Source organism: Streptococcus sp. DD12, from assembly GCF_001578885.1.
Taxonomy (GTDB): Bacteria; Bacillota; Bacilli; order Lactobacillales; family Streptococcaceae; genus Streptococcus.
This window is the reverse complement of the sequence record NZ_KQ969495.1, coordinates 470,279-496,946: the sequence shown is the minus strand read 5'-3', so window position 1 is coordinate 496,946 and position 26,668 is coordinate 470,279. Positions and strand designations below refer to the sequence as shown.

23 protein-coding genes and 1 pseudogene are annotated in these 26,668 nt (G+C 44.2%); 17 read left to right on the top strand and 7 right to left on the bottom strand.

The window, feature by feature from the left end; all coding sequences use genetic code 11:
• Positions 1–8: 8 nt before the first annotated feature.
• Positions 9–518: pseudogene (locus tag STRDD12_RS08550) on the top strand (PAS domain-containing protein); the annotation flags it as partial.
• Between the two features lie 60 nt (positions 519–578).
• Here STRDD12_RS08550 and STRDD12_RS02395 read toward each other — a convergent pair.
• The gene (locus STRDD12_RS02395; RefSeq protein WP_066914813.1) at positions 579–884 is read right to left on the bottom strand and encodes a DUF898 family protein; all 306 of its coding nucleotides are present in this window, start codon (positions 882–884) and stop codon (positions 579–581) included.
• 506 nt (positions 885–1,390) lie between these two features.
• Between STRDD12_RS02395 and STRDD12_RS02390 the strand changes: the two genes are divergently transcribed.
• The 5 genes from STRDD12_RS02390 (at position 1,391) to STRDD12_RS02370 (ending at position 9,551) form a co-directional block, all read left to right on the top strand.
• Positions 1,391–1,999 carry a GNAT family N-acetyltransferase gene (locus STRDD12_RS02390; RefSeq protein ID WP_066914811.1) on the top strand — a complete coding sequence of 203 codons (609 nt, stop codon included), beginning with the start codon at positions 1,391–1,393 and terminating at the stop codon, positions 1,997–1,999.
• Positions 1,996–2,565, top strand: coding sequence for a flavin reductase family protein (locus STRDD12_RS02385; RefSeq protein WP_066914809.1), 570 nt, complete (start codon positions 1,996–1,998; stop codon positions 2,563–2,565). The genes STRDD12_RS02390 and STRDD12_RS02385 overlap by 4 nt, the downstream gene beginning before the upstream one ends.
• A 191-nt stretch (positions 2,566–2,756) precedes the next feature.
• Positions 2,757–3,779: a hypothetical protein gene (locus STRDD12_RS02380; RefSeq protein WP_066914807.1), complete on the top strand. Its 1,023-nt coding sequence runs from the start codon at positions 2,757–2,759 to the stop codon at positions 3,777–3,779.
• Entirely contained in the window at positions 3,772–6,420 is a 2,649-nt protein-coding gene (locus tag STRDD12_RS02375; protein ID WP_066914805.1) for a valine--tRNA ligase, read from the top strand. The genes STRDD12_RS02380 and STRDD12_RS02375 overlap by 8 nt, the downstream gene beginning before the upstream one ends.
• Before the next feature lie 245 nt (positions 6,421–6,665).
• Positions 6,666–9,551, top strand: a complete 2,886-nt coding sequence (locus STRDD12_RS02370; RefSeq protein WP_066914803.1) for a DEAD/DEAH box helicase — start codon at positions 6,666–6,668, stop codon at positions 9,549–9,551.
• A 21-nt stretch (positions 9,552–9,572) separates the two neighbouring features.
• Here STRDD12_RS02370 and STRDD12_RS02365 read toward each other — a convergent pair whose 3' ends face one another.
• Entirely contained in the window at positions 9,573–9,965 is a 393-nt protein-coding gene (locus STRDD12_RS02365; protein ID WP_066914801.1) for a (deoxy)nucleoside triphosphate pyrophosphohydrolase, read from the bottom strand.
• A 129-nt stretch (positions 9,966–10,094) separates the two neighbouring features.
• Between STRDD12_RS02365 and STRDD12_RS08310 the strand changes: the two genes are divergently transcribed.
• Complete coding sequence (locus STRDD12_RS08310) at positions 10,095–10,235, top strand: hypothetical protein (protein ID WP_197456644.1); 141 nt, start codon at positions 10,095–10,097, stop codon at positions 10,233–10,235.
• Positions 10,236–10,361: 126 nt separating this feature from the next.
• Here STRDD12_RS08310 and STRDD12_RS02360 read toward each other — a convergent pair whose 3' ends face one another.
• From STRDD12_RS02360 to STRDD12_RS02350, 3 genes are read right to left on the bottom strand one after another with little or no spacing between them, the layout of a single operon-like run.
• Entirely contained in the window at positions 10,362–11,588 is a 1,227-nt protein-coding gene (locus tag STRDD12_RS02360; RefSeq protein ID WP_066914799.1) for a sensor histidine kinase, read from the bottom strand.
• A gap of 12 nt (positions 11,589–11,600) precedes the next feature.
• Positions 11,601–12,275, bottom strand: a complete 675-nt coding sequence (locus tag STRDD12_RS02355; RefSeq protein WP_066914797.1) for a response regulator transcription factor — start codon at positions 12,273–12,275, stop codon at positions 11,601–11,603.
• A 14-nt stretch (positions 12,276–12,289) separates the two neighbouring features.
• Complete coding sequence (locus tag STRDD12_RS02350) at positions 12,290–12,907, bottom strand: GTP pyrophosphokinase (protein WP_066914795.1); 618 nt, start codon at positions 12,905–12,907, stop codon at positions 12,290–12,292.
• A 159-nt stretch (positions 12,908–13,066) separates the two neighbouring features.
• Between STRDD12_RS02350 and STRDD12_RS02345 the strand changes: the two genes are divergently transcribed.
• A complete protein-coding gene (locus STRDD12_RS02345; RefSeq protein ID WP_066914793.1) occupies positions 13,067–14,326 on the top strand; it encodes a UDP-N-acetylglucosamine 1-carboxyvinyltransferase in 1,260 nt (419 codons plus the stop codon).
• A gap of 282 nt (positions 14,327–14,608) precedes the next feature.
• Positions 14,609–16,417 (top strand): glutamine--fructose-6-phosphate transaminase (isomerizing), encoded by a 1,809-nt coding sequence (gene glmS, locus STRDD12_RS02340; RefSeq protein ID WP_066914791.1) that lies wholly within the window; start codon positions 14,609–14,611, stop codon positions 16,415–16,417.
• Between the two features lie 65 nt (positions 16,418–16,482).
• On the opposite strand, the gene STRDD12_RS02335 is transcribed toward glmS, so the two are convergent.
• Complete coding sequence (locus STRDD12_RS02335; RefSeq protein WP_066914788.1) at positions 16,483–17,019, bottom strand: TetR/AcrR family transcriptional regulator; 537 nt, start codon at positions 17,017–17,019, stop codon at positions 16,483–16,485.
• A gap of 167 nt (positions 17,020–17,186) precedes the next feature.
• On the opposite strand from STRDD12_RS02335, the gene STRDD12_RS02330 reads away from it, so the two are divergent.
• Positions 17,187–17,888: an ABC transporter ATP-binding protein gene (locus STRDD12_RS02330; RefSeq protein ID WP_066914786.1), complete on the top strand. Its 702-nt coding sequence runs from the start codon at positions 17,187–17,189 to the stop codon at positions 17,886–17,888.
• A 10-nt stretch (positions 17,889–17,898) separates the two neighbouring features.
• Positions 17,899–21,387 carry an ABC transporter permease gene (locus tag STRDD12_RS02325; RefSeq protein ID WP_066914784.1) on the top strand — a complete coding sequence of 1,163 codons (3,489 nt, stop codon included), beginning with the start codon at positions 17,899–17,901 and terminating at the stop codon, positions 21,385–21,387.
• A 100-nt stretch (positions 21,388–21,487) separates the two neighbouring features.
• On the opposite strand, the gene yghU is transcribed toward STRDD12_RS02325, so the two are convergent.
• Positions 21,488–22,279, bottom strand: a complete 792-nt coding sequence (yghU, locus tag STRDD12_RS02320) for a glutathione-dependent disulfide-bond oxidoreductase (protein WP_066914782.1) — start codon at positions 22,277–22,279, stop codon at positions 21,488–21,490.
• Between the two features lie 152 nt (positions 22,280–22,431).
• Between yghU and add the strand changes: the two genes are divergently transcribed.
• From add to rplS, 6 genes are all read left to right on the top strand, one after another.
• Positions 22,432–23,466 carry an adenosine deaminase gene (gene add / locus STRDD12_RS02315; RefSeq protein ID WP_066914780.1) on the top strand — a complete coding sequence of 345 codons (1,035 nt, stop codon included), beginning with the start codon at positions 22,432–22,434 and terminating at the stop codon, positions 23,464–23,466.
• 53 nt (positions 23,467–23,519) lie between these two features.
• Complete coding sequence (locus tag STRDD12_RS02310; RefSeq protein ID WP_066914778.1) at positions 23,520–23,963, top strand: flavodoxin; 444 nt, start codon at positions 23,520–23,522, stop codon at positions 23,961–23,963.
• 14 nt (positions 23,964–23,977) lie between these two features.
• Positions 23,978–24,694 carry a TVP38/TMEM64 family protein gene (locus STRDD12_RS02305; RefSeq protein WP_156471430.1) on the top strand — a complete coding sequence of 239 codons (717 nt, stop codon included), beginning with the start codon at positions 23,978–23,980 and terminating at the stop codon, positions 24,692–24,694.
• The gene (locus tag STRDD12_RS02300) at positions 24,684–24,965 is read left to right on the top strand and encodes a chorismate mutase (protein ID WP_066914774.1); all 282 of its coding nucleotides are present in this window, start codon (positions 24,684–24,686) and stop codon (positions 24,963–24,965) included. The genes STRDD12_RS02305 and STRDD12_RS02300 overlap by 11 nt, the downstream gene beginning before the upstream one ends.
• 61 nt (positions 24,966–25,026) lie before the next feature.
• Positions 25,027–26,166: a chloride channel protein gene (locus STRDD12_RS02295; RefSeq protein ID WP_066916186.1), complete on the top strand. Its 1,140-nt coding sequence runs from the start codon at positions 25,027–25,029 to the stop codon at positions 26,164–26,166.
• A gap of 119 nt (positions 26,167–26,285) precedes the next feature.
• On the top strand, positions 26,286–26,633 hold the full coding sequence (gene rplS / locus STRDD12_RS02290) for a 50S ribosomal protein L19 (protein WP_066914772.1): 348 nt from the start codon (positions 26,286–26,288) through the stop codon (positions 26,631–26,633).
• Positions 26,634–26,668: the final 35 nt, after the last annotated feature.

The following is a 26,668-nucleotide window of genomic DNA, read 5'->3' as shown; positions in this document are numbered from 1 at the left end:
CCCAAGAGGTTCAGCAAGTCATTGACACGCCAGATGGTCAACTGACCATTTCATTTACACCAAAAGAGAAGGCTGAGCCAGCCCTTGACCGCAGCAGCCAGCAACCCTTTGGGCATGGCTACCTCTCTGTGGAGCAGGCCAACCTCATTCTCAACCATCTGCCCATGGAAATAACCTTCGTCAATAAGGACGATATTTTCCAATACTATAATGACCAGGCTACTTTTGAGGAGATGATTTTCAAACGAACACCCTCTCAGGTCGGCCGGCAGGTCGAACTCTGTCACCCACCGAAAGTTTTGCCCAAGGTTCAGGCAATCATGAAGGGTCTGCGTGACGGGGTTAAGGATGACTATGTCATGTGGTTTAAATCCCAGTCACGTAACAAATTCGTGCATGTCACCTATAAAGCTGTCCGAGATGACCAAGGCGTCTTTCAAGGTGTCTTGGAATACGTCCAAGATATCCAACCTTACCGAGAAATCGACACAGATAGTTATCGTGAGATTGACGAATAGGGAAAAAGGCGCAATAGGGATGTCAGCAAAAAGAGGAGGGTGTAAACCTCCTCTTTCATTTTATCGCTGATGGGTATGTTTGGTTATCCATTGTTCCTTCTTGATGTTTAACCAAAAGGCATAAATCCCAATGGTGATGAGGGTTAAAAGGGTCCATTTGATCCAGTTACCAAATAGTTGCCCACCCGTTCCATCAAAATACAGACGGTGACCATCGATAACCGTGTGTTGCGCCTTCCATTTTTGCATCCAGCAAATGGCCCACGGCGTTGCAAGGCCAAGGCTAAAGGTAATCATAATCCCGGCAATGATTGAGTGACCAATATAACTCAAAAGTCCGCCATCAAAATAACTTTGTTGATACAAAATAATCTCCTTTTTTCAAAAAATGTGTGAATAGCATCACTTTATGTTAGTATAGCAGTTGAACGCCTGAGCTGTCAATCCGTCAATTAAAGTCAAGAAAGTAGGGAGCTTGCTGGTCTACTAGCTTTAGCAAGTGATTTTGACAGAAAGCCTAAAAAGTGTGCAGACATGAAATATGGCCAGGCCTGCCATTTTTTCACCCCTAACAGCAGGCCAAGTCAAAAAAACTGCTGGACTTTTCTCTCGTCTATTGAAAGCTGAGGTGGAATTTGGTAAGATATCACTACAGAGGTAGATTAGAGCCATTTATTACAGAAAGTGGTGTTGCTGAGAAGTCCACATAGATGCCTAATCTTAGTTGCTGTCATTAGATTAATCATAAAGCATGAAAGTTGCGGGCTCTGCCCGAATCTGGGTGGTACCGCGGAGCAATTCGTCCCTGTCAGTTGAGATAGGACGGATTGCTTTTTTACTATCTCGGAAAATCAGCTAGCGAAAGGAGTCTTATGGCACACCCTTCTGAAAAATGGGCAGGAAGGCCATTACCTGACCTTGAAACAAAGCGTCTACACCTGCGCCAAAGGCGCTTGTGTGATGCGCCAGATATCCTAGAATTTACACGTTTGCCAGAAGTCGCCTATCCTGCTGGTTTTATCCCCACGCAAACCCTGGCCGATCAACGCACCTATCTAGAGGTCTTTTATCCCAAAAATCTGCACGACAACAAATTGCCATCAGGCTATGGGCTCACCTTAAAAGGTGAGGATCGGGTGATTGGCTCCATTGATTTCAATCACCGTCTGGCAGATGATGTCCTTGAAATGGGCTATCTGCTGTCTCCAGATTATTGGTGTATGGGCCTGATGACAGAGGCTGCGGAGGCTTTTTTACAGCAGGCTTTTGAAGGTTTAGCCTTGACTAAAGTGGAGTTAGAGTGTTATGACTATAACCATGCCAGTCGGCGACTGGCCAACAAGCTCGGTTTTCAGGAGGAGGCGCGCTTACGCGCACGCAAAGATGTCCGTGGGGAGCGTTGTGATATTTTGCGCTTTGGCTTGCTTAAAAGTGAGTGGCAGGGCCATCAAAAGCGCCTGCAGGAAGGAGATGACAGATGAAAGTATCCTTTCAAACCAGTAAACTTTATTATGGTTTTCCGATTTTTATCTTGGCATACCAAGACCAAAGATTTGGTTACAATGTGACGACCTGTAGTTCGTCTTATAGCCTAGGAGATGTGGTCGTTATTGGCGTCGGTGCTGAGGAAAATGCTGCAGAGCAAATCAAGCACCACCAAGCCTTTACCATCAATATCCCAGATGAAAAGACCATGCTTGAGATGGAAGAAGCCGGCTTTAGCAGTCACCGAGAGAAAATCAAACAGATTGGCTTGGATTTTTCCCTGTCTAAAATCACGCAAGCCCCTATCTTGGAAACCTGTCCTCTTACCCTGGATTGTCAAGTCGAACGCATCATTGAATCAGACGGGATTTGTCATATCTTTACCAAGATTGTCGACCGCTTGGTGGCACCTGAGCTTCTGGATGACAAAGGGCATTTCCGCAATGACGCTTTTGCGCCAGCTTACTTTATGGGAGATGGCCACCAGCGCGTCTACCGCTACCTAGACGACCGCGTCGATCCTATGGGAAGCTTTATCAAGAAAGCGAGGAAGCCAAGCTAATCTCTGACAATTTTCATTATCGGTTCACAGGTCTCTGGAAAGGTGGTATTGGTCAGGGGTAGGATAAGCCGATAGATATAGAAAAGTAAATCCGTCGCAATCGAACGGAAAATTGACTGACCTATACACTCAATTGCCAACCTTTTTTAGTTATGCTAAATCAATGTAGCTTGGGAGTAGCGTGGAGGATAGTGGGGATTACGGGAACTAAAAATAAAAAAGTATACAATATGAAAAATACTGAATGGATTTATAATATAAAAGGTAGAATTATTAGATTTTTAGCCAGAATCGGATATTTTCAAACTGCAGTGAGCATAGTATTGGTTATTGATTTGCTTTTATATAATTTATTTAATTTAAGGATCATTGCTCTTAAAAAAGATAATTTTTTTAATTGGATGATTTTGATAACCCTATTGGTTGCTTCTGTTTACTATATATATAAATACCGCAATAGCACGTTAAATTTTCTAAGTGTTTCTGATGATTATAAGAAATTTGTAGCGTTATTTAGATTATTTAATAACACTTTTGCGTTAGTTATAATATCTTCGGTTTTATTGAGGATTACGCAAATTATACTTTTAACCACGCTTAATTTTAAATTTACACCACAAACTAAAGATGCATTAATAGGTTTTATTTCTTTGTTAATAGTGACGAAAATGCTATTTTCTTTATTTGCTTTATTACTTGATGTGAAATTTTATATTGCTATATTGATTTTCTTTTCACTGATACCAGTTGTATATTTTATTGGTATCTTTGACCTAAAATGGTGGGCGGTAATTACAGGTTTTCTAGTGATTTGGAAATTTATTAATTCTAATGATATTTTGGTGCTTTATTTTAAAGGCAGAGAAATAAAGCATATCCCCAGAAGGTTAAGATATAGATGGAAAGTAAATGAACTTATAGGTTATATCATAACGTCTGCTTTATATGTCATTCTGCTCATTTCAAGTGTATTTGAAAGTAATAATATTTCTATAGAGGCTCGTGCAAATATTAGAATATACACTTTTCTATTTTTTTCAATTACAGTTTCAATTATTTTTGCTATTGTATATTATATTTTGAAATTTTGTAGTGACAAATTTAAACTTTGTTTTTTAATAAAAGTCAGAAAAACATTGGGTAAGATTTTTCCGGTGTATACGTACACGAAATTATATAACGAATCAAAGAAAAAGGAGAACACACATGTCTAAAGAACTTTCACCAAAATACAATCCAGCCGAGGTTGAGGCTGGTCGTTACCAAAGCTGGCTTGATGAGGATGTTTTCAAGCCTTCAGGCGATAAAAAGGCTAAGCCTTATTCTATCGTCATTCCACCACCAAACGTGACTGGGAAACTCCACCTGGGTCACGCTTGGGATACGACTCTTCAGGATATCATTATCCGTCAAAAACGCATGCAAGGCTTTGACACCTTGTGGTTGCCAGGAATGGACCACGCTGGGATTGCGACCCAAGCTAAGGTAGAAGCCCGTCTGGCGGAAGAGGGTATCTCTCGTTACGACCTTGGTCGTGACAAATTCTTGGATAAGGTCTGGGAATGGAAAGACGAATACGCTTCAACGATCAAGCAGCAATGGGGCAAGATGGGCCTTTCTGTCGACTATTCTCGGGAGCGATTCACCCTTGACGAAGGTTTGTCAAAAGCCGTTCGCAAGGTCTTTGTGGACCTCTACAAAAAAGGCTGGATCTACCGTGGGGAATTCATCATCAACTGGGACCCCAAGGCGCGCACTGCCCTATCTGATATCGAAGTCATCCATAAGGATGTCGAAGGTGCCTTCTACCACATGACCTACATGTTGGAAGACGGCTCACGTGGGCTTGAAGTCGCAACAACACGTCCTGAAACCATGTTTGGGGACACAGCTGTAGCCGTAAATCCCAATGATGAGCGCTACAAGGATTTGATTGGTCAAAACGTGATTTTGCCAATCTTGAACAAACCTATCCCAATCGTGGGAGACGAGCATGCAGACCCTGAATTTGGAACAGGTGTGGTTAAAATTACACCAGCCCATGACCCCAATGACTTCTTGGTAGGTCAACGCCATGACCTGCCACAAGTCAACGTCATGAACGCTGATGGCACCATGAATGAGCTAGCAGGTGAGTTCAATGGCATGGACCGTTTTGAAGCCCGTAAAGCTGTTATCAAAAAGTTAGAAGAAATCGGTGCTTTGGTCAAAATCGAAAAAATGACCCACTCTGTCGGTCACTCTGAGCGTACAGGTGTGCCGGTTGAACCACGCTTGTCTACCCAGTGGTTCGTCAAGATGGACCAATTGGCCAAAAACGCCATCGCCAACCAAGACACAGACGACAAGGTCAATTTTTACCCGCCACGTTTCAATGATACCTTCCTCCAATGGATGGAAAATGTACACGACTGGGTAATCTCTCGTCAGCTCTGGTGGGGGCATCAAATTCCTGCTTGGTACAATGCTGACGGGGACATGTATGTCGGCGAAGAAGCCCCAGAAGGGGACGGTTGGAAACAAGATGAAGACGTCTTAGATACCTGGTTCTCATCTGCCCTTTGGCCATTTTCAACCATGGGTTGGCCTGATGTCGACTCCGAAGACTTCAAGCGTTACTTCCCAACCTCAACCCTGGTAACAGGCTATGATATCATCTTCTTCTGGGTGTCACGGATGATCTTCCAATCCTTGGAATTTACAGGTCGCCAACCCTTCAAGAACGTTCTAATCCACGGGCTTATTCGTGACGAGCAAGGCCGTAAGATGTCTAAATCACTTGGTAACGGAATTGACCCAATGGATGTCATCGACCAATACGGTGCTGACGCTTTGCGCTGGTTCCTCTCAAACGGTTCTGCGCCAGGGCAAGACGTGCGTTTCTCTTATGAGAAAATGGACGCTGCTTGGAACTTCATAAACAAAATCTGGAACATTTCCCGCTACATTCTCATGAACAATGAAGGTTTGACCCTAGATGAAGCGCGTGCCAATGTCGCAAAAGTGGCTGTAGGTCAAGCTGGCAATGTGACTGACCGCTGGATTCTTCACAACCTTAATGAAACCATCGAAAAGGTCACTGAAAACTTTGACAAGTTTGAGTTTGGTGTGGCTGGCCACATCCTCTATAACTTCATCTGGGATGAGTTTGCGGACTGGTATGTGGAGTTGACCAAGGAAGTCCTTTATAGTGACAACGAAGATGAAAAAGTCATCACGCGCTCTGTGCTTCTCTACACACTGGACCAAATCCTGCGCTTGCTTCACCCTATCATGCCATTTGTCACTGAAGAAATCTTTGGCCAAATCTCTGACGGCACCATCGTAACGGCAACATACCCAGTGGTTCGTCCAGAGTTTGATAATGAGACAGCGGCAGCTGGCGTAGAAGCTCTTAAAGACGTGATTCGTTCTGTGCGTAATGCGCGAGCTGAGGTTAATGTTGCGCCAAGTAAGCCGATTACGATTCTCATCAAGACTAGCGATAGCCAGCTGGAAGCTTTCTTCAACGCTAACCTTAACTACATCAAACGCTTCACCAACCCAGAGCATCTAGAAATTGCACAGGACATCGATGTGCCAGAACTCGTGATGTCCAGCATTATCACAGGCGCTGAAATCTACTTGCCACTGGCAGACCTGCTCAATGTCGAAGAAGAATTAGCACGTCTCGAAAAAGAATTGGCAAAATGGCAAAAAGAACTGGATATGGTAGGTAAGAAACTCTCTAACGAGAAATTCGTCGCCAACGCCAAACCAGAAGTCGTCCAAAAAGAACGCGACAAACAAGCCGACTACCAAGCTAAATACGACGCAACCGTAGCGCGGATTGATGAGATGAAGAAGTTGGTTTAATAGCCTAAAATCGCTCAGGCGTCGTTAAGACGTCTTGCCCTACCGCAGGTACAGCCAGCGACTTCTTGCCTAGCCTTCAGCTGATTTTAGTCACATAAAACGAAATTATAGATTAAAAGGAACACGGTGGAATGCCGTGTTTTTCTTTTGTTTTACGATAGTATCTCATCGGTGTTATTTGCGTTTGAACTCATTAAAAGAATCTAGTATAATCAAACTAAATTTAATTAGAAAAGAGTTTCTCTATGCCAGAAGGTATTAGTTTATTTCAAGAGACACTCATTAAGTCTTTGAAATTTGGATTTGTGGATAACATTAATTTTCGAGAAGGTGGGTATTCCCCACAAATCTTAATTAATGATCCCGAAACACAGCGTTTTGTTTTGTCAGATTTGCAGGATGAATTATCTCATTGTCAGACTTTTTATATTTCGGTAGCCTTTATTACCCAGTCAGGGATTGCCTTGATTAAGTCTCAGCTGTCTGATTTAATGGATAAGGGCATAAAAGGAAAAATTTTGATTTCCCCCTATTTAGATTTCAATGATCCCTTGGCCATGCGTGAATTGCTGAAGTTAAAAAACGTTGAAGTTCGTTTGACTCCCGAGCGTATGCAAATGCATGCTAAGTTTTACTTGTTTGAACATAAAGGAAAACAGGTTTTAATTTCTGGGAGCTCAAACCTTACTCATACGGCGCTCAAGGTCAATTACGAATGGAATATTAAATTAACGTCGGCTCATAATGGAGAGCTAATTCAGGCAACGAAAAGAGAGTTTGATAGAATTTGGATTCAGTCTGATCTCCTAACAGAAGAAAAAATAAGATCTTATGCAAAAAAACGGCGAAAGACGATTCAGGTTGAAGAGATTCAAGAAGAAGCGACAGAAGCCTATCGCGTCGATAAGATTAGACCGAATAAGATGCAGGAACAAGCCTTAAAAGGACTCCAATCTATCCGAGATTCTGGGAAAAGAAAGGCTTTGGTTATCAGCGCGACAGGAACGGGTAAGACTTTCTTATCTGCTTTTGATGTGCAACAATTTGCTCCAGAGCGAATGTTATTTATTGTACACCGCGAACAAATTCTTCAAAAGTCCTTGAAAGATTTTCAAAAGGTATTGCAGTTTCCAGAATCAGAAGGAATGATTTACCATTCTGGAGCGAATGTGACGGGAAAGAAATATATTTTTGCAACGATTCAGACACTATCCCGTGATAATAATCTTCAACTCTTTGCAAAGGATTTCTTTGATTATATTTTGATTGATGAAGTTCATAAAGCGGGTGCGGACTCTTATAAAAAAGTAATGGCCTATTTTCAACCAAACTTCTTTTTAGGAATGACTGCTACTCCAGAGCGGACGGATGGGCAAAATATCTATGAATTGTTTGACTATAATATTGCCTATGAGATTCGTTTACAAGATGCTCTTGATAACGACATGCTCTGTCCATTTATCTATTATGGCGTGAAAGATATTGAAGTAGAGGGCAATCTAGTTGATGAAAGTACAACGATTAGCGAATTAACGTCTGAGGAGCGTATCAAGCACATCCTTCGTAAAATTGATTTCTATGGTGTTAGCGGAGACAAGGTCAAAGGACTTATGTTCTGTTCTTCTAAGCAAGAAGCATATGAACTTGCTTCTAAATTAAACCAAAAAGGGAAACGCTGTCGCGCCTTAACAGGCGATGATAGTATGGATACTCGTAATGCTGTGGTCGCACAATTGGAAAATGGCGAGCTAGACTATATCCTTACGGTAGATATCTTTAATGAAGGGATTGATATCCCCTCTGTAAATCAAGTTGTCATGCTACGTAATACACAATCAAGCATTGTTTTTGTTCAGCAATTGGGCAGAGGTCTTCGAAAGCATGACAGTAAAGAATATGTGACAATTATTGACTTTATCGGAAATTATAAAAACAATTATCTAATTCCTATCGCTCTTTTTGGCGATCAATCGATGAATAAGGATAATTACCGGAGGGAGCTCCGAGAGCCTAATATTCTCAGCGGTTTAACGACAATTAATTTTGAAGAAGTAGCTAAAGAACAAATTTTTAAGTCGATTACCAATACTTCATTGTCAAATATGAAATTATTAAGAGACGCTTATACAGACTTAGAAAATAAGTTGGGTAGGAGTCCTCTGTTGGTTGACTATTTAAATTATGATAGTATAGATCCCTTAATTTTCTTTGAGAATACTAGCTTCAATAATTACGCCGATGTTCTAAATAAGTTTTCTAAAGAGAATCTAGTCTTATCAAATGATGAAAAAAGGTGGCTTAATTTTCTAACCTTCGAATTCTTACCTGGAAAACGCAAACATGAATTACTATTACTGGAACAGTTACTAAAGCAAGGAAATGTCAAGAAGAAGGATTTTAAGAAGTTACTGAAATCTAAGGAACTGCTAGTTGATAAAGCAACCCTTTCTTCAGTTGAATCTGTTTTACAACTCACATTCTTAAAAAAGCAAGAAATAAAGAAATTTGGGGATGTGCCCCTTTTGATCTGTCAGGAATCTGATTATTGTTTGCAGGATGATTTTCAGAAATTTCTAAAGGGTGCTGATTTTAAGCAAGCTGTTGAAGATATAGTGCAGGCTGGACTTATCAAATCTAGGGACTATCCTGATACATTTACGATTGGTAAAAAATACTCTCGACGTGACGTTGTAAAACTACTTAATTGGGAAAAGGATGAGCCTCCATTAAATATCGGTGGATACAAAATCGATAAGACAACGAATACCTGTCCGATTTTTATTACCTATCATAAAAATGATGACATCAATGATACGATTAAGTATGAAGATGAGCTAATAAACGAAACAACCTTAAAATGGTTTTCAAAAAATAAACGAACCCTCGCTTCTCCGGATGTGCAAACGATTCTAGATTCACCAACTAATGGCCTCGATTTAAAGTTATTCGTTATTAAAGACGATGCAGAAGGAGGGGAATTTTACTTCCTGGGGGATTTAAATCTTATTTCATCAACAGTCGAAGAATTGGTTCGACCATTAGAAACTGGAGAGGAGAGTATCGTTACCATGCAGTTTAAATTGCAAACTCCTGTATCAAATACTCTTTATCGCTATATCACAAAAAAATAAGAACAGGATTCGTTCCTGTTCTTATTTTTGAGATAGAAGATCAACGGCTGGTTGATCAACAGGTGCCCAGTTCAATGTCTTTAGTTCGTTAGGTGCTAACCAAATTGAATTTTGGTGTTCAAGTAAGTCTAGATTTCCAGAAATGAGTTTGGCATGGTAGGTTTTCATGACAACTGTTCCGAAATCATAACCATAGGAGGCTTCATTCACATAAGATAAAATTTTAATTTCAGAGTTTAGTTCTTCCTTAATCTCACGGAGAAGAGCCTCTTCTGGTGATTCACCAGCTTCTAGTTTTCCACCTGGGAATTCCCAATAGCCTCCTAGACTTTTTCCTTCAGGTCTTTGGGCACAAAAAAATTTACCCTTGTGTTCTATGGCAGCCGCAACGACTTTGATTATTTTTTTAGACATAGGTTTCCTCCAGGTCCATTGTATCAAATTTTTGGGGAAGAACGATCCGATTTACTGATAAAAATTCTTTCTAGACTCTACTGTTCCCAAAATTTAGGCTCAAATTTACTAAAAAGAGTTAGTTTTACTTTGTTGCGTATATTTTTGCTGGAAATCAACGCTATTCGCCTGACCAAGTTTACAAACGGCGAGATTGGGATTGAATTCATCTGGATGGACACCGAAAATCCGCCTAGCGATGCTATTGGCTGGGTGTCAAAGAAGAAGTAAGATAGGAAAAGCCACCTGTGAGACAGGTGGCTTTACTGCTAGTCAATTTGCGATACGGTTGAGGTCCTATCTCTGAGAATAGAGGGATTTGTTTTTGAGTGTCCTGATAAACAAGTTTAACCTTGTCTAGAGTAAGACGATAAAACTAATGGTATCTTTTTTGTAACGGACAGTGATTTTTCCTTTAAAAAGTGCGACCATACTTTGGGCGGTTGATAAACCGACGCCAAAGCCTGTGGTGCTAGCGCTGTCGCTTCTATGGTGCGACTCGTCCTCACGGTAGAAGCGTTCGAAGAACTTGCTGTAGTCTAGGCTTTTTCCTTCCTTAAAGGTATTGGAAACAATGAGACGGGCCCGTCTGCGCCCACGTCCTTCAAGCGTGACAGAAACGGTTCCCTTAGGGTCGCAGTACTTGTTGGCATTATCAACTAAAATGGTGACCAGCTCAAAGAGGGATTTTTGTTCGGCTTTAACCTGCACGCCAGGGGCAACGGAAAGATGAAAGGTTTTGCCGTCTTTGATGACAGAGGACTTAAAGTCTTCGGCCGCGTCTTGAACGATAGCTGAGAAATCAAGGTCGTGCAAGACAATCTCTGCCTGTTCTTCCAGGCGTGCCAAGGTCACTAGTTGGGTAATCATTTCGGTGAGGCGTTTGGTCTGGTCGGCTGTGCTCTTGGTCCATTCGGTTTCACCGGAAATCATCTCTTGCAGTTCATTGTTGGCGCTAATAATGGCGACAGGAGTCTTGAGTTCGTGGCTGGCATTGGTAATGAAACGGCGTTGTTTTTCATAACTTTTGATAAAAGGCCGCATGAGTCGTCCGGAAAAGAGGCTAATGACGCAGACAAAGAGAATGAGGTTGATAAAAGAGACGCGCAAGGAGAGCCAGAAAAACTCAAATTCCATCAAAGATGAGATATCCAAAAAGACGACACGCCGATTGTTGCTGTTAGAAACCCTGGTCACTTGAAAAATGTAAGCCCCATCTTTTGTGAAAAAGAGCCCCCCATTTTGGTTGGAAGCTAGCAGGCGCTTCAGGCGGTTTTGGGAAATGGAAATGTCGTCAAAACCATTTTGGTCGATGACCTTACCTGATTGGTCAGTGGTGATGGTCAGGTAGTGAGCCGCTTGGTAAGCCGTATCATAGATTTGGTTACTGAGGGCATTTTGCGGTTGGTTTTGACTTTGGGGGAGTTGCCCTTGGTTTTGGCTGATGAGGCTCACCATGCTTTGTGATTCGTTATAGGCTTGGAGGTAGTAGGCGGTGTTAAGGACCGCAATGACAACGAATAAGACCAAGGTGACACATAGGGTTGCAATAAGGATAAAACGTCTTCGGAGTTGTTTGATCATAGGCTCAGCTCCTTATTCTTGAGTACTTAGGCAAAAATCGCCACCGTTCTCTCCTGTGATGTGACTGTTTGCCTGGACGGCTTGTAGTTTTTGGCGTAAGTAGGAGATGTACATGTAGACATAGGTGGCCGGGTCGTCTTTTGTAGTGTCAGACCAGACATGACGAAAGATTTCGTTGGTAGATAGCACCTTATCGTGGTTTTGCAGGAGAAAAGTCAGGAGTTTACTTTCTTTGCTGGAGAGACGGACGCTATTTTCCGCCTTGAGTTCTTGGTTGACCACATCTAAAGTCAGATTGCCTAAACAATAGTGACTGGGGGTGAGGTTTTCTTGACGCCGATTCATGGACCGTAAGCGGGCTAAGAGTTCTTTGAGGGAAAAGGGCTTGGTCAGATAGTCGTCAGCCCCGGCATCCAAACCTAGGACACGGTCGTCGATTTCAGCCATGGCGGTCAGCATGATGATGTGGCTGGTATTACCAGAAGCTCGGATTTCTTTGAGTGCTTCGAGTCCCGTTTTTTTAGGCATCATAATATCTAAGATAACGACATCATAGGCATGCGCTTGAGACAGGTCGACAGCTTTTTGGCCATCAAAAACAGCATCGACCACATAGCCTTCATGGGATAAAGCTGTCGTCACGACACGAGACATCTGCGCCTCGTCTTCGGCAAATAGGATACGCATAGGGAAGGACCTTTCTAATCTTTGTTTTCTGCGATGAGCTGGCGAATGGTTTGCATGGTCAAATCACAGGAAGCCAGCTCATCCGAGCAACGTTTAAGTTCTTCGGTGATGAGTTCCGCGTTTGAGATGTGGTGTTTGTACTTCATCTGGTGTTCTAGGCTCGCCCAGGAATCCATGGCCAGTGTTCTGAGTTGGACCTCGATAAAATAAGTTCCTTGGGCTTGACCCAGGCAGTCGGGATAAGGGGTCTTCACCTCTAAAATCAAGTGGTAGGAGCGGTAACCATTGGGTTTGGCCTTGGTGATATAATCTTTTTCCTGAACAATGGTCACATCAGGGAGCTGACGTAAAAAGGCAACAGTTTGGTAAATATCGTCAACAAAACCACAAACCACGCGAATGCCAATGGCATCACGGATTGCTTTTAAAGCCGATTGGGGCGTTTGGGGCAGACCTTTGCGTTGGCATTTTTCCATCATGCTTTCTGGACTCTTAATACGATAAAGAAGGTGTTCATAGAGTTTAAAGCCTGTTTGGGTTTTGACTGTGTGACTCTTATCCTGTATTTTCGTGACCATCTCCTGCATGACGAGAGGCAGGTAGTCGGCGTAAGCTCCATAAATCTCTGGCATAGCATTCTCCTTCTTTTTAGCTTTCATTATACCATTTTCTCTTAAAGGAAAATGATAGGGGCTGTCTTTGTCTTAAAATGTCTCTTCTCTAAGCTTGTCACCGTCTGGCTTTTGTGGTAAAGTAATATGGCTGAAACAAATGGAAAGAACGCGTAGAACATGCAAAAAATTGTCATTCATGGTGGAAAACCGCTGAAGGGAGAAGTCCCTGTTTCTGGGGCAAAAAATAGTGTCGTTGCTCTGATTCCTGCTACGATTTTATCAGACGACGTGGTAATCCTGGATGGGGTTCCTGATATTTCAGATGTCGCGAGTTTGATTGACATTATGACGCTCATGGGAGCCAGTGTTAGCCGAGAGGGTGATAGCCTGATTATCGACCCACGTGGCGTTAGAGATGAACCCATGCCCTCAGGAAAGATTAATAGTCTTAGGGCTTCTTATTATTTTTACGGTAGTCTTTTGGGCCGTTATCAGTCGGCTACTGTGGGTTTGCCAGGGGGCTGTGATTTGGGCCCACGGCCGATTGACCTGCACCTCAAAGCTTTTGAAGCGATGGGCGCAAAGGTGTCTTATGAAGGCGAAGCCATGCGTCTATCGACTGATGGTCAGGACTTACAGGGAGCCCATATCTTTATGGACACCGTCAGTGTTGGGGCTACCATCAATACCTTGTTGGCGGCAGTCAAGGCCAAGGGGCGGACGATTATTGAAAATGCAGCAAGAGAACCGGAAATTATCGATGTCGCCACCCTACTCAACAATATGGGGGCGCGCATCCGTGGGGCTGGGACAGACATCATTACCATCGATGGGGTCAGTCACCTGTCAGGCACACGTCACCAGGTTATTCCAGACCGGATTGAAGCAGGGACTTACATCGCCCTAGCTGCTGCTGTTGGTGAGGGGATTCGAGTGACAAATGTCTTGTATGAGCACCTCGAAAGCTTTATTGCCAAGCTTGAAGAAATGGGTGTCCGCATGACGATTGACGAAGATTCGGTTTTTGTGGAAAAGCAAACGGATTTAAAGGCTGTTTCTATCAAGACAGCGCCTTATCCTGGTTTTGCGACTGATTTGCAACAACCCTTAACTCCCCTTCTTTTGACCGCCCATGGCACAGGGACCATTACAGATACCATATATGAAAAACGGGTCAACCATGTCCCTGAACTAGCTCGGATGGGGGCTGAAATCCACACGACAGGGAATGGCATCCTTTATCACGGCCCTAGCACCTTATCTGGTGCACCCGTTAAGGCGTCAGATTTGAGGGCAGGAGCAGCGCTCCTCATTGCAGGGCTCATGGCTGAAGGGAAAACCGAAATCACCAACATTTCCTTTATTTTGCGTGGCTACTCCCAAGTTATTGAAAAGTTACAAGCGCTTGGTGCGGATATTCAATTAATCGAAGCGTGATAAGTAAAAGAAGTTCTCCTAGAACTTCTTTTTTTCTGTCTTTATGGCGAGAGAAGGGCTAAGAATTGAATTCTTTAATCGTAAGCAAACCAGGATAGTTTTTTTACACGTGAGGATGGAGATAAGGGGAAAAGACTATACCAATTTTGCGCTTGACAAGCTGAAATGAAAGGATTATACTGATTTTTGTAGTTCAAATGGTTGATTTGAACTATACCAATTTGTTACAAAATACATGAAAATGAAATGAAAGGCTGGCGTCCCTGACGTCAGAGTAGACTTATGTGTGGAATTGTCGGTGTTGTTGGAAACACAAATGCAACGGATATTTTGATTCAAGGTTTGGAAAAGCTGGAGTACCGTGGCTATGACTCAGCCGGTATCTTTGTTTTGGATCAAAATCAGGCTCATTTGGTTAAGGCTGTTGGTCGCATCGCTGAGCTCAAAGCCAAAACCGACGGCGTGACTGGAAAAACAGGTATTGGTCACACCCGCTGGGCAACCCATGGACAACCCACTGAGGACAATGCTCACCCCCACACGTCCCAAACTGGTCGTTTTGTGTTGGTACACAATGGTGTCATTGAAAACTATTTGGAACTAAAGAACGACTTCTTGGCAGGCCATGATTTCAAGGGGCAAACGGACACAGAAATTGCCGTTCACTTGATTGGTAAATTTGTTGAAGAAGACGGGCTGTCTGTCTTGGAAGCCTTCAAAAAAGCTCTCCACCTGATTCGGGGTTCTTACGCCTTTGCCTTGGTTGACGCGCAAAATCCTGATGTGGTTTATGTGGCAAAAAACAAGTCACCGTTATTGATTGGTCTTGGCGATGGCTACAACATGGTATGTTCGGATGCCATGGCCATGATTCGTGAAACCAATCAATACATGGAAATTCATGACAAGGAGTTGGTGATTGTGACCGCTGATGAGGTGACCGTGCAAGACTATGATGGTCAGACCAAAGAGCGGGAAAGCTATACGGCTGAATTGGACTTATCTGATATTGGTAAAGGCACTTACCCTTACTACATGCTTAAAGAAATCGACGAGCAACCTTCTGTCATGCGTAAGCTTATCAATGCTTATACAGATGACAAGGGTCAGGTGACGGTAGATGATGCGATTATTCAAGCTGTCCAAGAAGCTGACCGTATCTATATTATTGCTGCGGGAACTTCCTACCATGCTGGTTTTGCGGCAAAAAAAGTTCTCGAAGACTTAACACAAACGCCTGTGGAACTGGGTATCTCATCTGAATGGGGCTACAATATGCCACTTTTGAGCCAAAAACCACTCTTCCTCTTTATTAGTCAATCCGGTGAAACTGCTGATAGTCGTCAGGTTTTGGTCAAGGCCAATGAACTTGGTATCAAGAGTTTGACGGTGACTAATGTGCCTGGTTCTACCTTGTCACGTGAGGCAGACCACACCTTGCTTTTGCATGCAGGCCCTGAAATTGCGGTGGCTTCTACCAAAGCTTACACGGCACAAATTGCGACTTTGGCTATCTTAGCTAAGGCTGTCGGTGATGCCAATGGCAATGAAAAAGCTAAAGCTTTTGATTTGGTGCACGAGTTATCGATGGTCGCGCAAGCCATTGAAGCAACCTTGTCTGAAAAAGAGTCGATTGAAGAAGCAGTGGCTAAGACCTTGCCAGATACCCGGAATGCTTTTTATATCGGGCGTGGGCAAAATTACTATGTCGCTATGGAAGCAAGCCTCAAACTCAAAGAAATTTCTTATATTCAGTGTGAAGGTTTTGCAGCTGGTGAGCTCAAACACGGGACGATTGCCCTTATCGAAGAAGGGACACCAGTGATTGCCCTCTTGTCAGATGAAGTTTTGGCGAGCCATACCCGTGGAAATATCCAAGAAGTTGCTGCTCGTGGGGCACATGTCTTAACGATTGCAGAGGAGCAAGTCGCGCGTGAAGAAGACGCTATCGTTCTTCCGACTGTTCACCCTTATCTGTCAGCTATTTCGATGGTAGTTCCGACTCAGCTGATTGCCTACTATGCGACCTTGCATCGTGGTTTGGATGTGGACAAACCACGTAATCTGGCAAAATCTGTTACTGTCGAATAATACAAAAAAGAGTAGAACAGGTCATCCTATCTCAAAAGCGATAGGGCGTGAGCTGTTCTACTTTTTTAGCGATTGGAGAAGTCTTCCAAGACCTTGGCCATGACTTGGGGACTTTCTGCTTGTTCAGCTAAAATCCAGTCTGTGATGATGGCTTCTATAGCGCCGATATGGGCTGTTTTGGCATAGGTTTCAGAGATACCGTAAAGGTTTCTGAGGTAGTGGGGAAAGTTAGGCATGTTATCAAAAAGGTTTTCTAGGAGTTCACGAATGGCTAGAGGTAGGTTGACGTATTGGGATTGGGAAAGCGCGTAGAAAAACTTTCTGTTCTTTTCGACATATTCTAAAGCTGGTAAAATATCCAAATGCTTGCAGTCTGTCGTGGTTTGGGCCAGAAGGGCCATAAACGTATCCAAGGTCTCAGCTTTCATCTGATCCATCATGTCGAACTTATCCAGATAATGCAGATAAAAAGTCCCCCGGTTGATGCCTGCTGTCTGGCAAATGGCTGTTACGGTAATACTTTCAAAACTCCGATGACTGAGCAGTTGGGTGATGGCCAGACGGATGGCCGTGGGCGTTTTGCTGTGTCGTTCTTTGGTCATAAAATCTCTTTCTAAAATAGACAGTTTGTTCATTTTTGTGCATTGTCATATGGCTTAAGCGTGCTATAATAAGCACATCGCTAATCAACAAGGTGTTGATTATATCCTAATGTTTAGGAAATAACTTGTCAAGGAAAAGTGACAAGCAATCGAAGAAAGGAGCGGAAATGGCTTATATAGAAGTTAAACAGGAATACAAGCGTTATCAGGTTGGTGAAACAGAAATTCTAGCCAATAAAGATGTTAATTTTGAAGTCAATAAAGGCGAGTTGGTTATTATTTTAGGGTCATCCGGCGCTGGTAAGTCCACCCTTTTGAATATTTTGGGTGGTATGGATACCAATGATGAAGGACAGGTCATTATTGATGGCGTGGATATTGCCACATTTGATTCCCATCAGCGGACCAATTACCGTCGGGATGATGTGGGTTTTGTTTTCCAGTTTTATAACTTGGTGGCCAATTTGACGGCCAAAGAAAATGTGGAGCTGGCCTCTGAAATTGTCAAAGACGCCATGGACCCTGTGGAGATTTTGACACAGGTGGGGCTGGCAGACCGCATCAATAACTTTCCTGCCCAATTATCCGGAGGTGAACAGCAACGGGTCTCCATCGCTCGTGCGGTAGCTAAGAAGCCAAAAATCTTGCTCTGTGATGAACCGACAGGGGCTTTGGACTACCAAACCGGAAAACAGGTTCTCCAAATCCTGCAGGATATGTCACGTAAGCAAGGCGCTACGGTTATCATTGTCACTCACAACGCTGCCTTAGCCCCTATTGGTGACCGTGTGATTCACATGCGAGATGCGACGGTGAAGTCTGTTGAGGTCAATGAACACCCACAAGACATTGCTACCTTGGAATATTAGGAGGTCTGACATGTCTAAAAGGATTTATTGGAAAGACATTAGACAGTCTTTTACAGGCTCTTGGGGACGGTTTTTATCTATCTTCTTTCTGATGTTTTTGGGGTCTCTGACTCTGGTTGGTCTTAAGGCAACGACACCCAATATGCAACGCACAGGGCAAGCCTACATTGATCAAACGCATACCATGGACCTTGCGGTGATGTCTACTTATGGCCTCAGTGAAGATGACGTGAAAGAGCTTAAAAGTATCAAGGGGGCTCAGGTAGAATTTGGGTATGTAACGGATGAGACCATTGCCAAGTCTGGTAAGGCCATTCGCCTCTTTTCACAGCCGGATAAGATTTCAAAAATGCCACTGACAGCGGGACGTTTGCCTAAAAAAGCAGACGAGATTGCCCTTGGTGAGCAGTTCAAAGGGCGCTATCAAATCGGGGATAAGATTTCCCTAAATGCCAAGGATAAGTCCAGCACACTTAAGGCACAAACCTTTACGGTGACAGGTTTTGTCAAATCGTCTGAGATTTGGGGAAAGACCAATATGGGAGCCACAACCGCTGGTGATGGTGAGTTATCTGGCTACGCCATGGTGGCCAAAAGAGCCTTTAAGTCTTCAGTCTATAGCATAGCCCGGCTATCCTATGACGACTTGAGAGGTGTTGGTTATTATTCGACTACTTACAGCCAGCGCTTGGCCAAGCATCAAAAAGCCCTCAACCGATTGATAGCCGATAATGCTAGCCAACGCTTGGCACAAATCAAGGCGCAAGGGCAAGATAAAATCAATCAAGGCTACACAGCCATTGCCCAATCGGAACAAGAGTTAGCAACTGCAGAAGAGGCTATTGCCAATGGTCAGGCGACCATTACGAGCAAGCAAACGACGCTCGATCAAGCTTCAGCAGAGCTTGCTCAAAAAGCGACTGGTCTGCAAGCAGCTGACGGGCAATTGGCGCAATCACAGGCTCAGTTAGCTCAGGCAAATGCTCAGTTGACTACAGCAGGGGGTGCTTTAAGCCAAGCCCAAGCTCAGTTAGATGCTAAAAAGACAGAGCTAGACCAGGCTGGGGCTCAATTAGAGCAAGCACAGGCTCAGTTGACGGCGACCAAGACGCAACTTGATGAGGCAAAAGGAAAGATTGATGCGGGCAAGACCGCTCTGGCTGATAGCAAATCGCAATTGGATGCCTTGGCGCAAACCATTGCCCAAAAAGAGAGTGAGCTTGCCTCTGCACAAACAGCCCTGCAGACGGATAAGGACAACTTAACTGCTCAAGGGCAAGACCCAGCAAGCGATAGTGGGATTCAAGCGCGTGAAGCTGAGCTGGCAAGTCAGACACAGACTTTGGAAGGCTTAAAAGCGACCTACACCAGTCAAGAAACGACCTATAACCAGGCCGTGGCAACTTTGACACAAGAAGAAGCGACCTACCAGTCGGGCTTAACCCAGTACCAAACGGCACTGGCAGAGTTTGAAGCCAATCAGACAGCTTATCAAAATGGACTTGCTCAGTATCAAGCTGGTCTAGCGACTTACACGAGTCAACTAGCCAGCTACGAAAACGGGCAAGCCCAGTACCAATCAGGCTTGGAAACCTATGCCTCTGCCAATAATCAGTACACCCAGGGCTTGGCACAATTCCAGGCGGCCCAGTCGGCCATAGCGACCAATCAGGCCAAGATTGACGCAGCCATTCAGAACCTAGCAACTGCCAAGTCTGCCTATGCCCAAAAGAAGGCACAGGCAGACCAAGAAATTGCACAGGCCAAAGCTAATTTGCTTGAGGCTCAAAAGCAGCTGAATCAGTTGCCTCTGCCTATCTATACGAGTTACACGCGCTCTACCCTACCTGGTGGAGACGGTTATGAGATGTACAAGAGCTCGACCAATTCGATCTCTGGTGTGGGCAATCTCTTTCCTGTCGTCCTCTATATCGTAGCGGCAATGGTTACTTTTACAACGATGACACGTTTTGTGGATGAAGAGCGAAACAAGGCTGGAATCTTTAAAGCCCTAGGTTATACCAACCGCCAAATCATTGCGAAATTTGTTCTTTATGGTTTGGTGGCAAGTCTCCTAGGAACAATCGCCGGAAGTCTAACTGGAACCTATCCTTTAGCCTATCAGTTGAGTCGCATTGTCGGAACGTCGACTTTGATTGGGACCAGTCAGCTTTATTTCTATCCTGGTCTGTTTACGGTGACCATGGTTCTCGCTCTCCTAGCTGCGGTTTTACCAGCTTATTGGGTAGCCCGTCAAGAACTCATTGAAAAACCAGCCCAGCTTCTTTTGCCTAAACCGCCTGTTTCAGGCGCTAAGATTCTACTCGAACGCCTGACCTTTATCTGGCGCCGGATGAGTTTTACACACAAGGTGACCGCTCGGAACATTTTCCGTTACAAACAGCGGATGGCAATGACTGTCTTTGGGGTTGCGGGTTCGGTTGCCTTGCTATTTGCAGGGCTTGGCATTCGGTCATCTATCTCAGGTATTGCGGAGAGTCAATTTCAGGATATTTTGACCTATCAAATGGTTCTAACGACCAATCAAGAGGCCAGTCAGTCAGAAAAGGATGATTTGCTTAAGGCCTTAAACGATAAGAAAAAAGTGACCTCCTACCAGGAAATCACTTACCAATCCACTCAGCAAACGGTCAAAAACGCCACAGAAGAGCAACCTGTCTCTGTCATCGTTGCAAATGCGCGTCACTTGTCCAGCTATGTCAAGATGACTAGTCGCGCAACAGGCAAGCCTATCCAACTGACCAACCAAGGGGTTGTCTTGTCTGAAAAACTGGCTCAACTCTACGGAGTCAAGGCTGGTGATCAGATTACCGTTAGCTTGCAGGAGAAAAAATATCGGGTCAAGGTAGCTGCCGTAACTGAGATGTATGCTGGCCATTTTATCTTTATGACGCCCTCTTATTATCAAAAGGTAACTGGGCAAAAGGCCTCTGAAAATGCCTATTTTGTTCGCTCATCAGATTCGTCTACGTCTCAGGTGAAAACACTCGCCAGCCAACTGTTAAAAATGAATGCTGTTTCAACGGCTGTCCTCAATACCAGCCTCATCAACCAGATTTCCTCTATTTCACATTCTATGGAGAATGTTATGGTTATTTTGATTGTATTGGCCACGCTTTTAGGAGTTGTTATTCTCTACAATCTGACCAATATCAATGTTGCTGAACGCATCAGAGAGTTGTCAACCATTAAAGTCCTTGGCTTCCACAATAGAGAAGTCACCCTCTATATCTACCGCGAGACAATTGTTTTGTCTTTGGCAGGTATTGTGACAGGACTGGGCATGGGGGTTCTCCTTCATCGTGCGATTTTAGCTATGATAGGTTCAAGTACCATGATGTTTAATCCTGATGTGGCCCTTAGCGTATGGGTGATTCCAATTCTTGTCATTATCTTAATCTTGGCTGTTTTAGGGTGGTACGTCAACCATCAGCTACGCCAAGTTGACATGCTGGAGGCCCTTAAATCTGTGGACTAACCAAACGGTTTCTATCTTAAAGACGCATAAAGCACCTAGAACAGACGTCTAGGTGCTTTTATGTCCTTGTGTCTTGCTTGATGTCAACCAGGCCTGCCAGCTATTTAATGTCTTGGTAATTGGCTTCTAGTGCCCGTTTAGTGGCTGGTCGGTCAGCGATACGCTGGGTCCAAGCTTGTAGGTTCTTGTAAGATTGGACATCTAAGAATTTTCCAGCATCTGTCCAGATCTTGTCCTGAGCGAGGCGGCCATACCAAGACCAGATGGCCATGTCAGCGATGGTGTAGTCTGAGCCTGCGATATAAGGTTTATCCGCTAACTCTTTATCGAGCAGGTCGAGCTGACGTTTGGCCTCCATGGCAAAGCGGTCAATGGCATAGCCTATCTTTTCAGGGGCGTAGTGGAAGAAGTGACCAAAGCCACCTCCGAGAAATGGAGCCGCTCCTGTAGACCAAAAGAGCCAATTCAGAACTTCTGTACGTTGTGCCCAATCTTGAGGAATAAAAACATTAAATTTATCAGCCAAGTAGAGCAAGATGGATGCTGATTCAAAGACACGAACAGGCTTTTTTTCAGATTGGTCAATCATAGCGGGAATCTTTGAGTTGGGATTGATGGCGACAAAGTCAGAACCAAATTGGTCGCCATCGCCAATCGCGATGCGATAAAGGTCGTAGTCAGCATTGGCTAGGCCAAGTTCTTTGAGTTCTTCAAGCATCAAGGTAACCTTGATGCCATTTGGTGTCCCCAATGAGTAGACTTGAAAAGGAGCAGTTCCCTTTGGTAAGGTTTGGTCAAACCGTGCGCCAGCTGTTGGTTGATTGAGCCCTCCCCAGGCCCCGCCCATTGCTGTTGGGGCTTGCCAAACGTCAGGTAAATGGTATTCAGACATGTGTTGCCTCCTTGTCTTGTGATAAGACTAGCATAACAAAAATGTCAAAAGACTGCAGAAGATAGGATTAAAGTTTTATCGCCTAGCATCTAGTCAAATGTCTCAAAAACAGGTATACTAGACAGAAATATCTTGATTAGTGAGGAAAATACATGAATCTGCAGGACTTAGCCAAAGTTGAACTCCACTGTCATTTAGACGGTTCTTTGTCCTTATCTGCCATTCGCCAACTGGCTGATTTAGCTGGTATTGCTGTTCCAAAAGATGATGAGGCCTTGAGAGCGCTGGTTAGCGCACCTGCAGGAGCTAAAACTTTGATGGAGTACTTGCAGCCTTTTGATTGGGTTCGCCCGCTCTTGCAGACAAAGGAAGCTCTAGCCTTGGCGGCTTATGATGTGGCCAAACAGGCTCACGAAGATGGGGCCATTTACCAAGAATTGCGCTTTGCCCCTGAACTGTCCATGGATCAGGGCTTGACGGCCTATGAGACCGTCGATGCGGTCTTGTCGGGACTAGAAAAAGCAGAAGCGGAGCTTGGCATAACAGCGCGTTTGTTGGTCTGTGGCATGCGACAAGCAGCCCCAGAGATTTCCCGATCGATTTTTCAATCCGTTGCTCCCTTAGCCCAGCGCGGTCTCGTGGGCTTTGATTTTGCGGGTAATGAAGTGGATTTTCCACCAGAAGTCCTAAAAGAGACCATGGCGTCTGTCGAAGCATTAGGTTTGCCCTTTACCTTGCATGCGGGCGAATGCCATTGTGCCCAAAACGTGCAAACGGCCATCCAACAAGGGGCCCGTCGTATTGGACATGGGACGGCTCTGTATAACCGTCCAGATATTGTTGAAGAAGTGGTCGCTCAGCAAGTGACCGTTGAAATTTGCTTAACCAGCAATCTTCAAACCAAAGCTTGCCAGACCTTAGCAGAATTTCCCTACCCCTTACTCAAAGAAAAAGGGGCTCGTATCAGTATCAACACAGATAACCGCACGGTTTCTCAGACCAATCTCACCAAAGAATACAAGCATTATCAAGAGGCCTTTGGGCTGACCCTAGCTGACTTCTATGCGCACAATCAAGAGGCCTTGTCTGGTGCCTTTGTGTCTGATAAGACAAAAAAACGCTTACGCAAAGCCTTAGACCAAGCCTATTTGCCACTTTTAGGGGAAAGCTCTTCAAACTTATCCTAAAATGTGGTATAATTTCAATTATCTGACAATTTAACCAAGGAGAAAACGCACCCATGGCATTAGCTAAAATCGTTTACGCCAGCATGACTGGAAATAATGAAGAAATCGCTGATATCGTCGCCCAAAAACTTGAAGAACTTGGCCACACGGTTGATGTCGACGAATGTACAACTGTAGAACCAGAAGAATTTGAAGATGCGGATATCTGCGTCGTCGCCACCTACACCTATGGAGACGGGGATTTACCAGACGAAATCGTGGATTTTTACGAAGATCTCCAAGATTTGGACCTGTCTGACCATATTTACGGGGTCTGTGGATCTGGCGACACTTTCTATGATTATTTCTGCAAGTCAGTAGATGAATTTGACGAAGCCTTTGCACGGACAGGTGCGACAAGAGGGGCTGAAAAAGTGAAAGTCGATCTCTCTTGCGATGACGATGATATTGCCAATCTGGAAGCTTTTGCCCAAGCCCTTTCTGATCAGGTTGGATAAAGAGGAAGACGCGCTTGCGCTCTTTTTTTATAATGATGCAAAAACTGAAACACTTTAGTAAGGATCACCGCGTTTGGTTACGGATAGGACTGCTTAGTTTTCTTATTTTTCTTGGCCTATTTCTCTATAAATATGTTCCCTTAGTAAGGGAAATCTGGCGTTTTGGCACCAACCCGCTCTTGTTAGAACAAACCTTTCGTCACCCCACTCTAGGGGATATCCTATTGCTAGTGGTATTGACAGCTTTAATGACCGCTATTCCTTTTATGTCAAGTTCTGTCATCGCCTTGGTTAATGGGGTTATCCTAGGGGCTACCTTTGGTTTTGCCATAAACTGGTTGGGTGCCCTCTTGGGGAATATATTGGTGGCGACCATTATAGCCCACACAGACTTAGCCCATGTAAGAGGACGGACGGACAAGCATACGCAGTGGTTGAGCCATTTTAAAAATCACTTCCTTTCTTTGACCTTGGGGTATATGATTCCTTTTGTGCCTTCCTTTTTGGTCAATGATCGCGCTGTGGTTTGGAAAACACCTAAAAAACAAGTCATCTGCGCTATTTTGCTGGGGACAGCCCCCTCAAACTTGATTTATGCCTTTGGAGGCAATGCGCTTTTTAAATGGAATTTTAATGATTTGCTCTGGCTGGCGCTGATCTTAGGGGTGCTTTTAGGAGTTTATCTAATCGTTAGACATGTCACTGGAAAGAAGGATAAAAATGTCACTTGATCTCTCAAAAATTCGTACAGAAATTGATGCCGTTGACCATGAAATTGTGGCTCTGTTAGAAAAGCGGATGCACTTGGTTGACCAGGTCGTTGCCTACAAAGAAGCAACGGGTATGCCTATCTATGATGGCAACCGTGAGGCGGCTATTTTAGAAAAGGTGGCTAATCTGGTCGAAGACAAATCCTACCAGACGACTATCGTTGATACCTTTGAAGCAATGATGCGCCACTCTCGCAAATTTCAGAAAGGACAACTTGGTGACAGCAAGTAAAGGGCTGACCCTTTTAAAAAACACCTTGGTCTGGTGCTGTTTAGCCCTAGTTATTGGCGCTATGGTAGGCGCTCTGGATGCCTTGTTTGGACGGGTTTTAATTGGCCTGAGTAACTTTAGGACAGCCCATAGCTTTTATCTTTTGCCTTTCTTGGCCCTCGCAGGTTTAACCATAGTTGGCTGCTACCAAAAGTTTGGTGGAAAAAGTGGCAAGGGGATGACGCTAGTCTTTGATGTGAATGAAGGCAAGGAGGAGACGATTCCTTTACGCTTGATTCCTCTAGCGATGGGAGCGACCTGGTTGACGCATCTTTTTGGAGGTTCAGCTGGCCGTGAGGGGGTGGCTGTTCAGCTAGGAGCAACCTTATCCCATCGTTTTTCCCGCTGGATTAGTCAGGAAGAGGGGTCAAATAAACTCTTAGTCCTCGGTATGGCAGCAGGTTTTGCCGGTCTGTTTCAAACGCCTTTAGCGGCAACACTTTTTGCCATGGAAGTCTTGATTATCGGTCGCTTTTATAGTCAGGCGCTTTTTCCAACCTTTGTTGCCTCTTTTATGGCCAGTTGGACCTCTCATAGCTTGGGACTTGAGAAATTTACATTCCCTGTTTCCGTCTCCTTGACACTGACGCCGGAACTCGTCTTAAAATTACTCCTTTTAGGGATTCTCTTTGGCTTATGTGGCAATTTCTTTGCTTATGCACTCACTTATGCTAAGCGGTGGGCGGCTAAGCTGTTTCCCAATCCCTATTGGCGCATTGCTAGCCTTGGTGTTTTGCTGTCTATCCTCTTTCTCGTTCTTGATGCTGGACGTTACTCTGGCCTTGGAACCAATCTCATTTCAGCTAGCTTTTCTGGTGGTAGCATCTTGCCTTATGATTGGTTGCTGAAATTACTATTGACAGTTCTCACGCTGGCCGCAGGCTACCAAGGAGGAGAAGTGACGCCACTTTTTACCATCGGTGCTTGTTTAGGGGTTGCTGTGTCGAGTTTGGTTGGCCTACCCCTTGTTTTTGTGGCAGCTTTGGGCTATGCAGCTGTTTTTGGCAGTGCAACATCAACCTTTTTAGGGCCGATGCTGATTGGCTGTGAGGTTTTTGGTTATGCTAATCTCCCTTATTTTTTCATTGTTTGTGCCATAGCCTTCGCCTTGCATCCCCAACATTCTATTTATGGCGCACAAAAGATGGTGTCAAATAAATAAAATAGCTTTACGAAACATCAAGACTTTGTTATAATAAATGGGTGTGTTTAATGGACGCACGAAATACCGCCAATCCGCTGGGTCCTGCGCTTGATGATTGGTAAGAGAAGGAGTTAAAAATGAATCCATTAATCCAAAGTTTGACTGAAGGTCAATTGCGTACTGATATTCCTGAGTTCCGCCCTGGGGACACTGTTCGTGTTCATGCGAAAGTTGTCGAAGGTACGCGTGAACGTATCCAGATCTTTGAAGGGGTTGTTATCTCTCGTAAAGGTCAAGGAATCTCTGAAATGTACACTGTACGTAAAATTTCAAGCGGTATCGGTGTAGAACGTACTTTCCCAATCCACACACCACGTGTTGAAAAGATTGAAGTTGTACGTTATGGTAAAGTACGTCGTGCGAAATTGTACTACTTGCGTGCTTTGCAAGGTAAAGCTGCACGTATCAAAGAAATCCGTAAATAATTTACAGATTTCAGTAAAAAGTCTGTCCTCGTGGC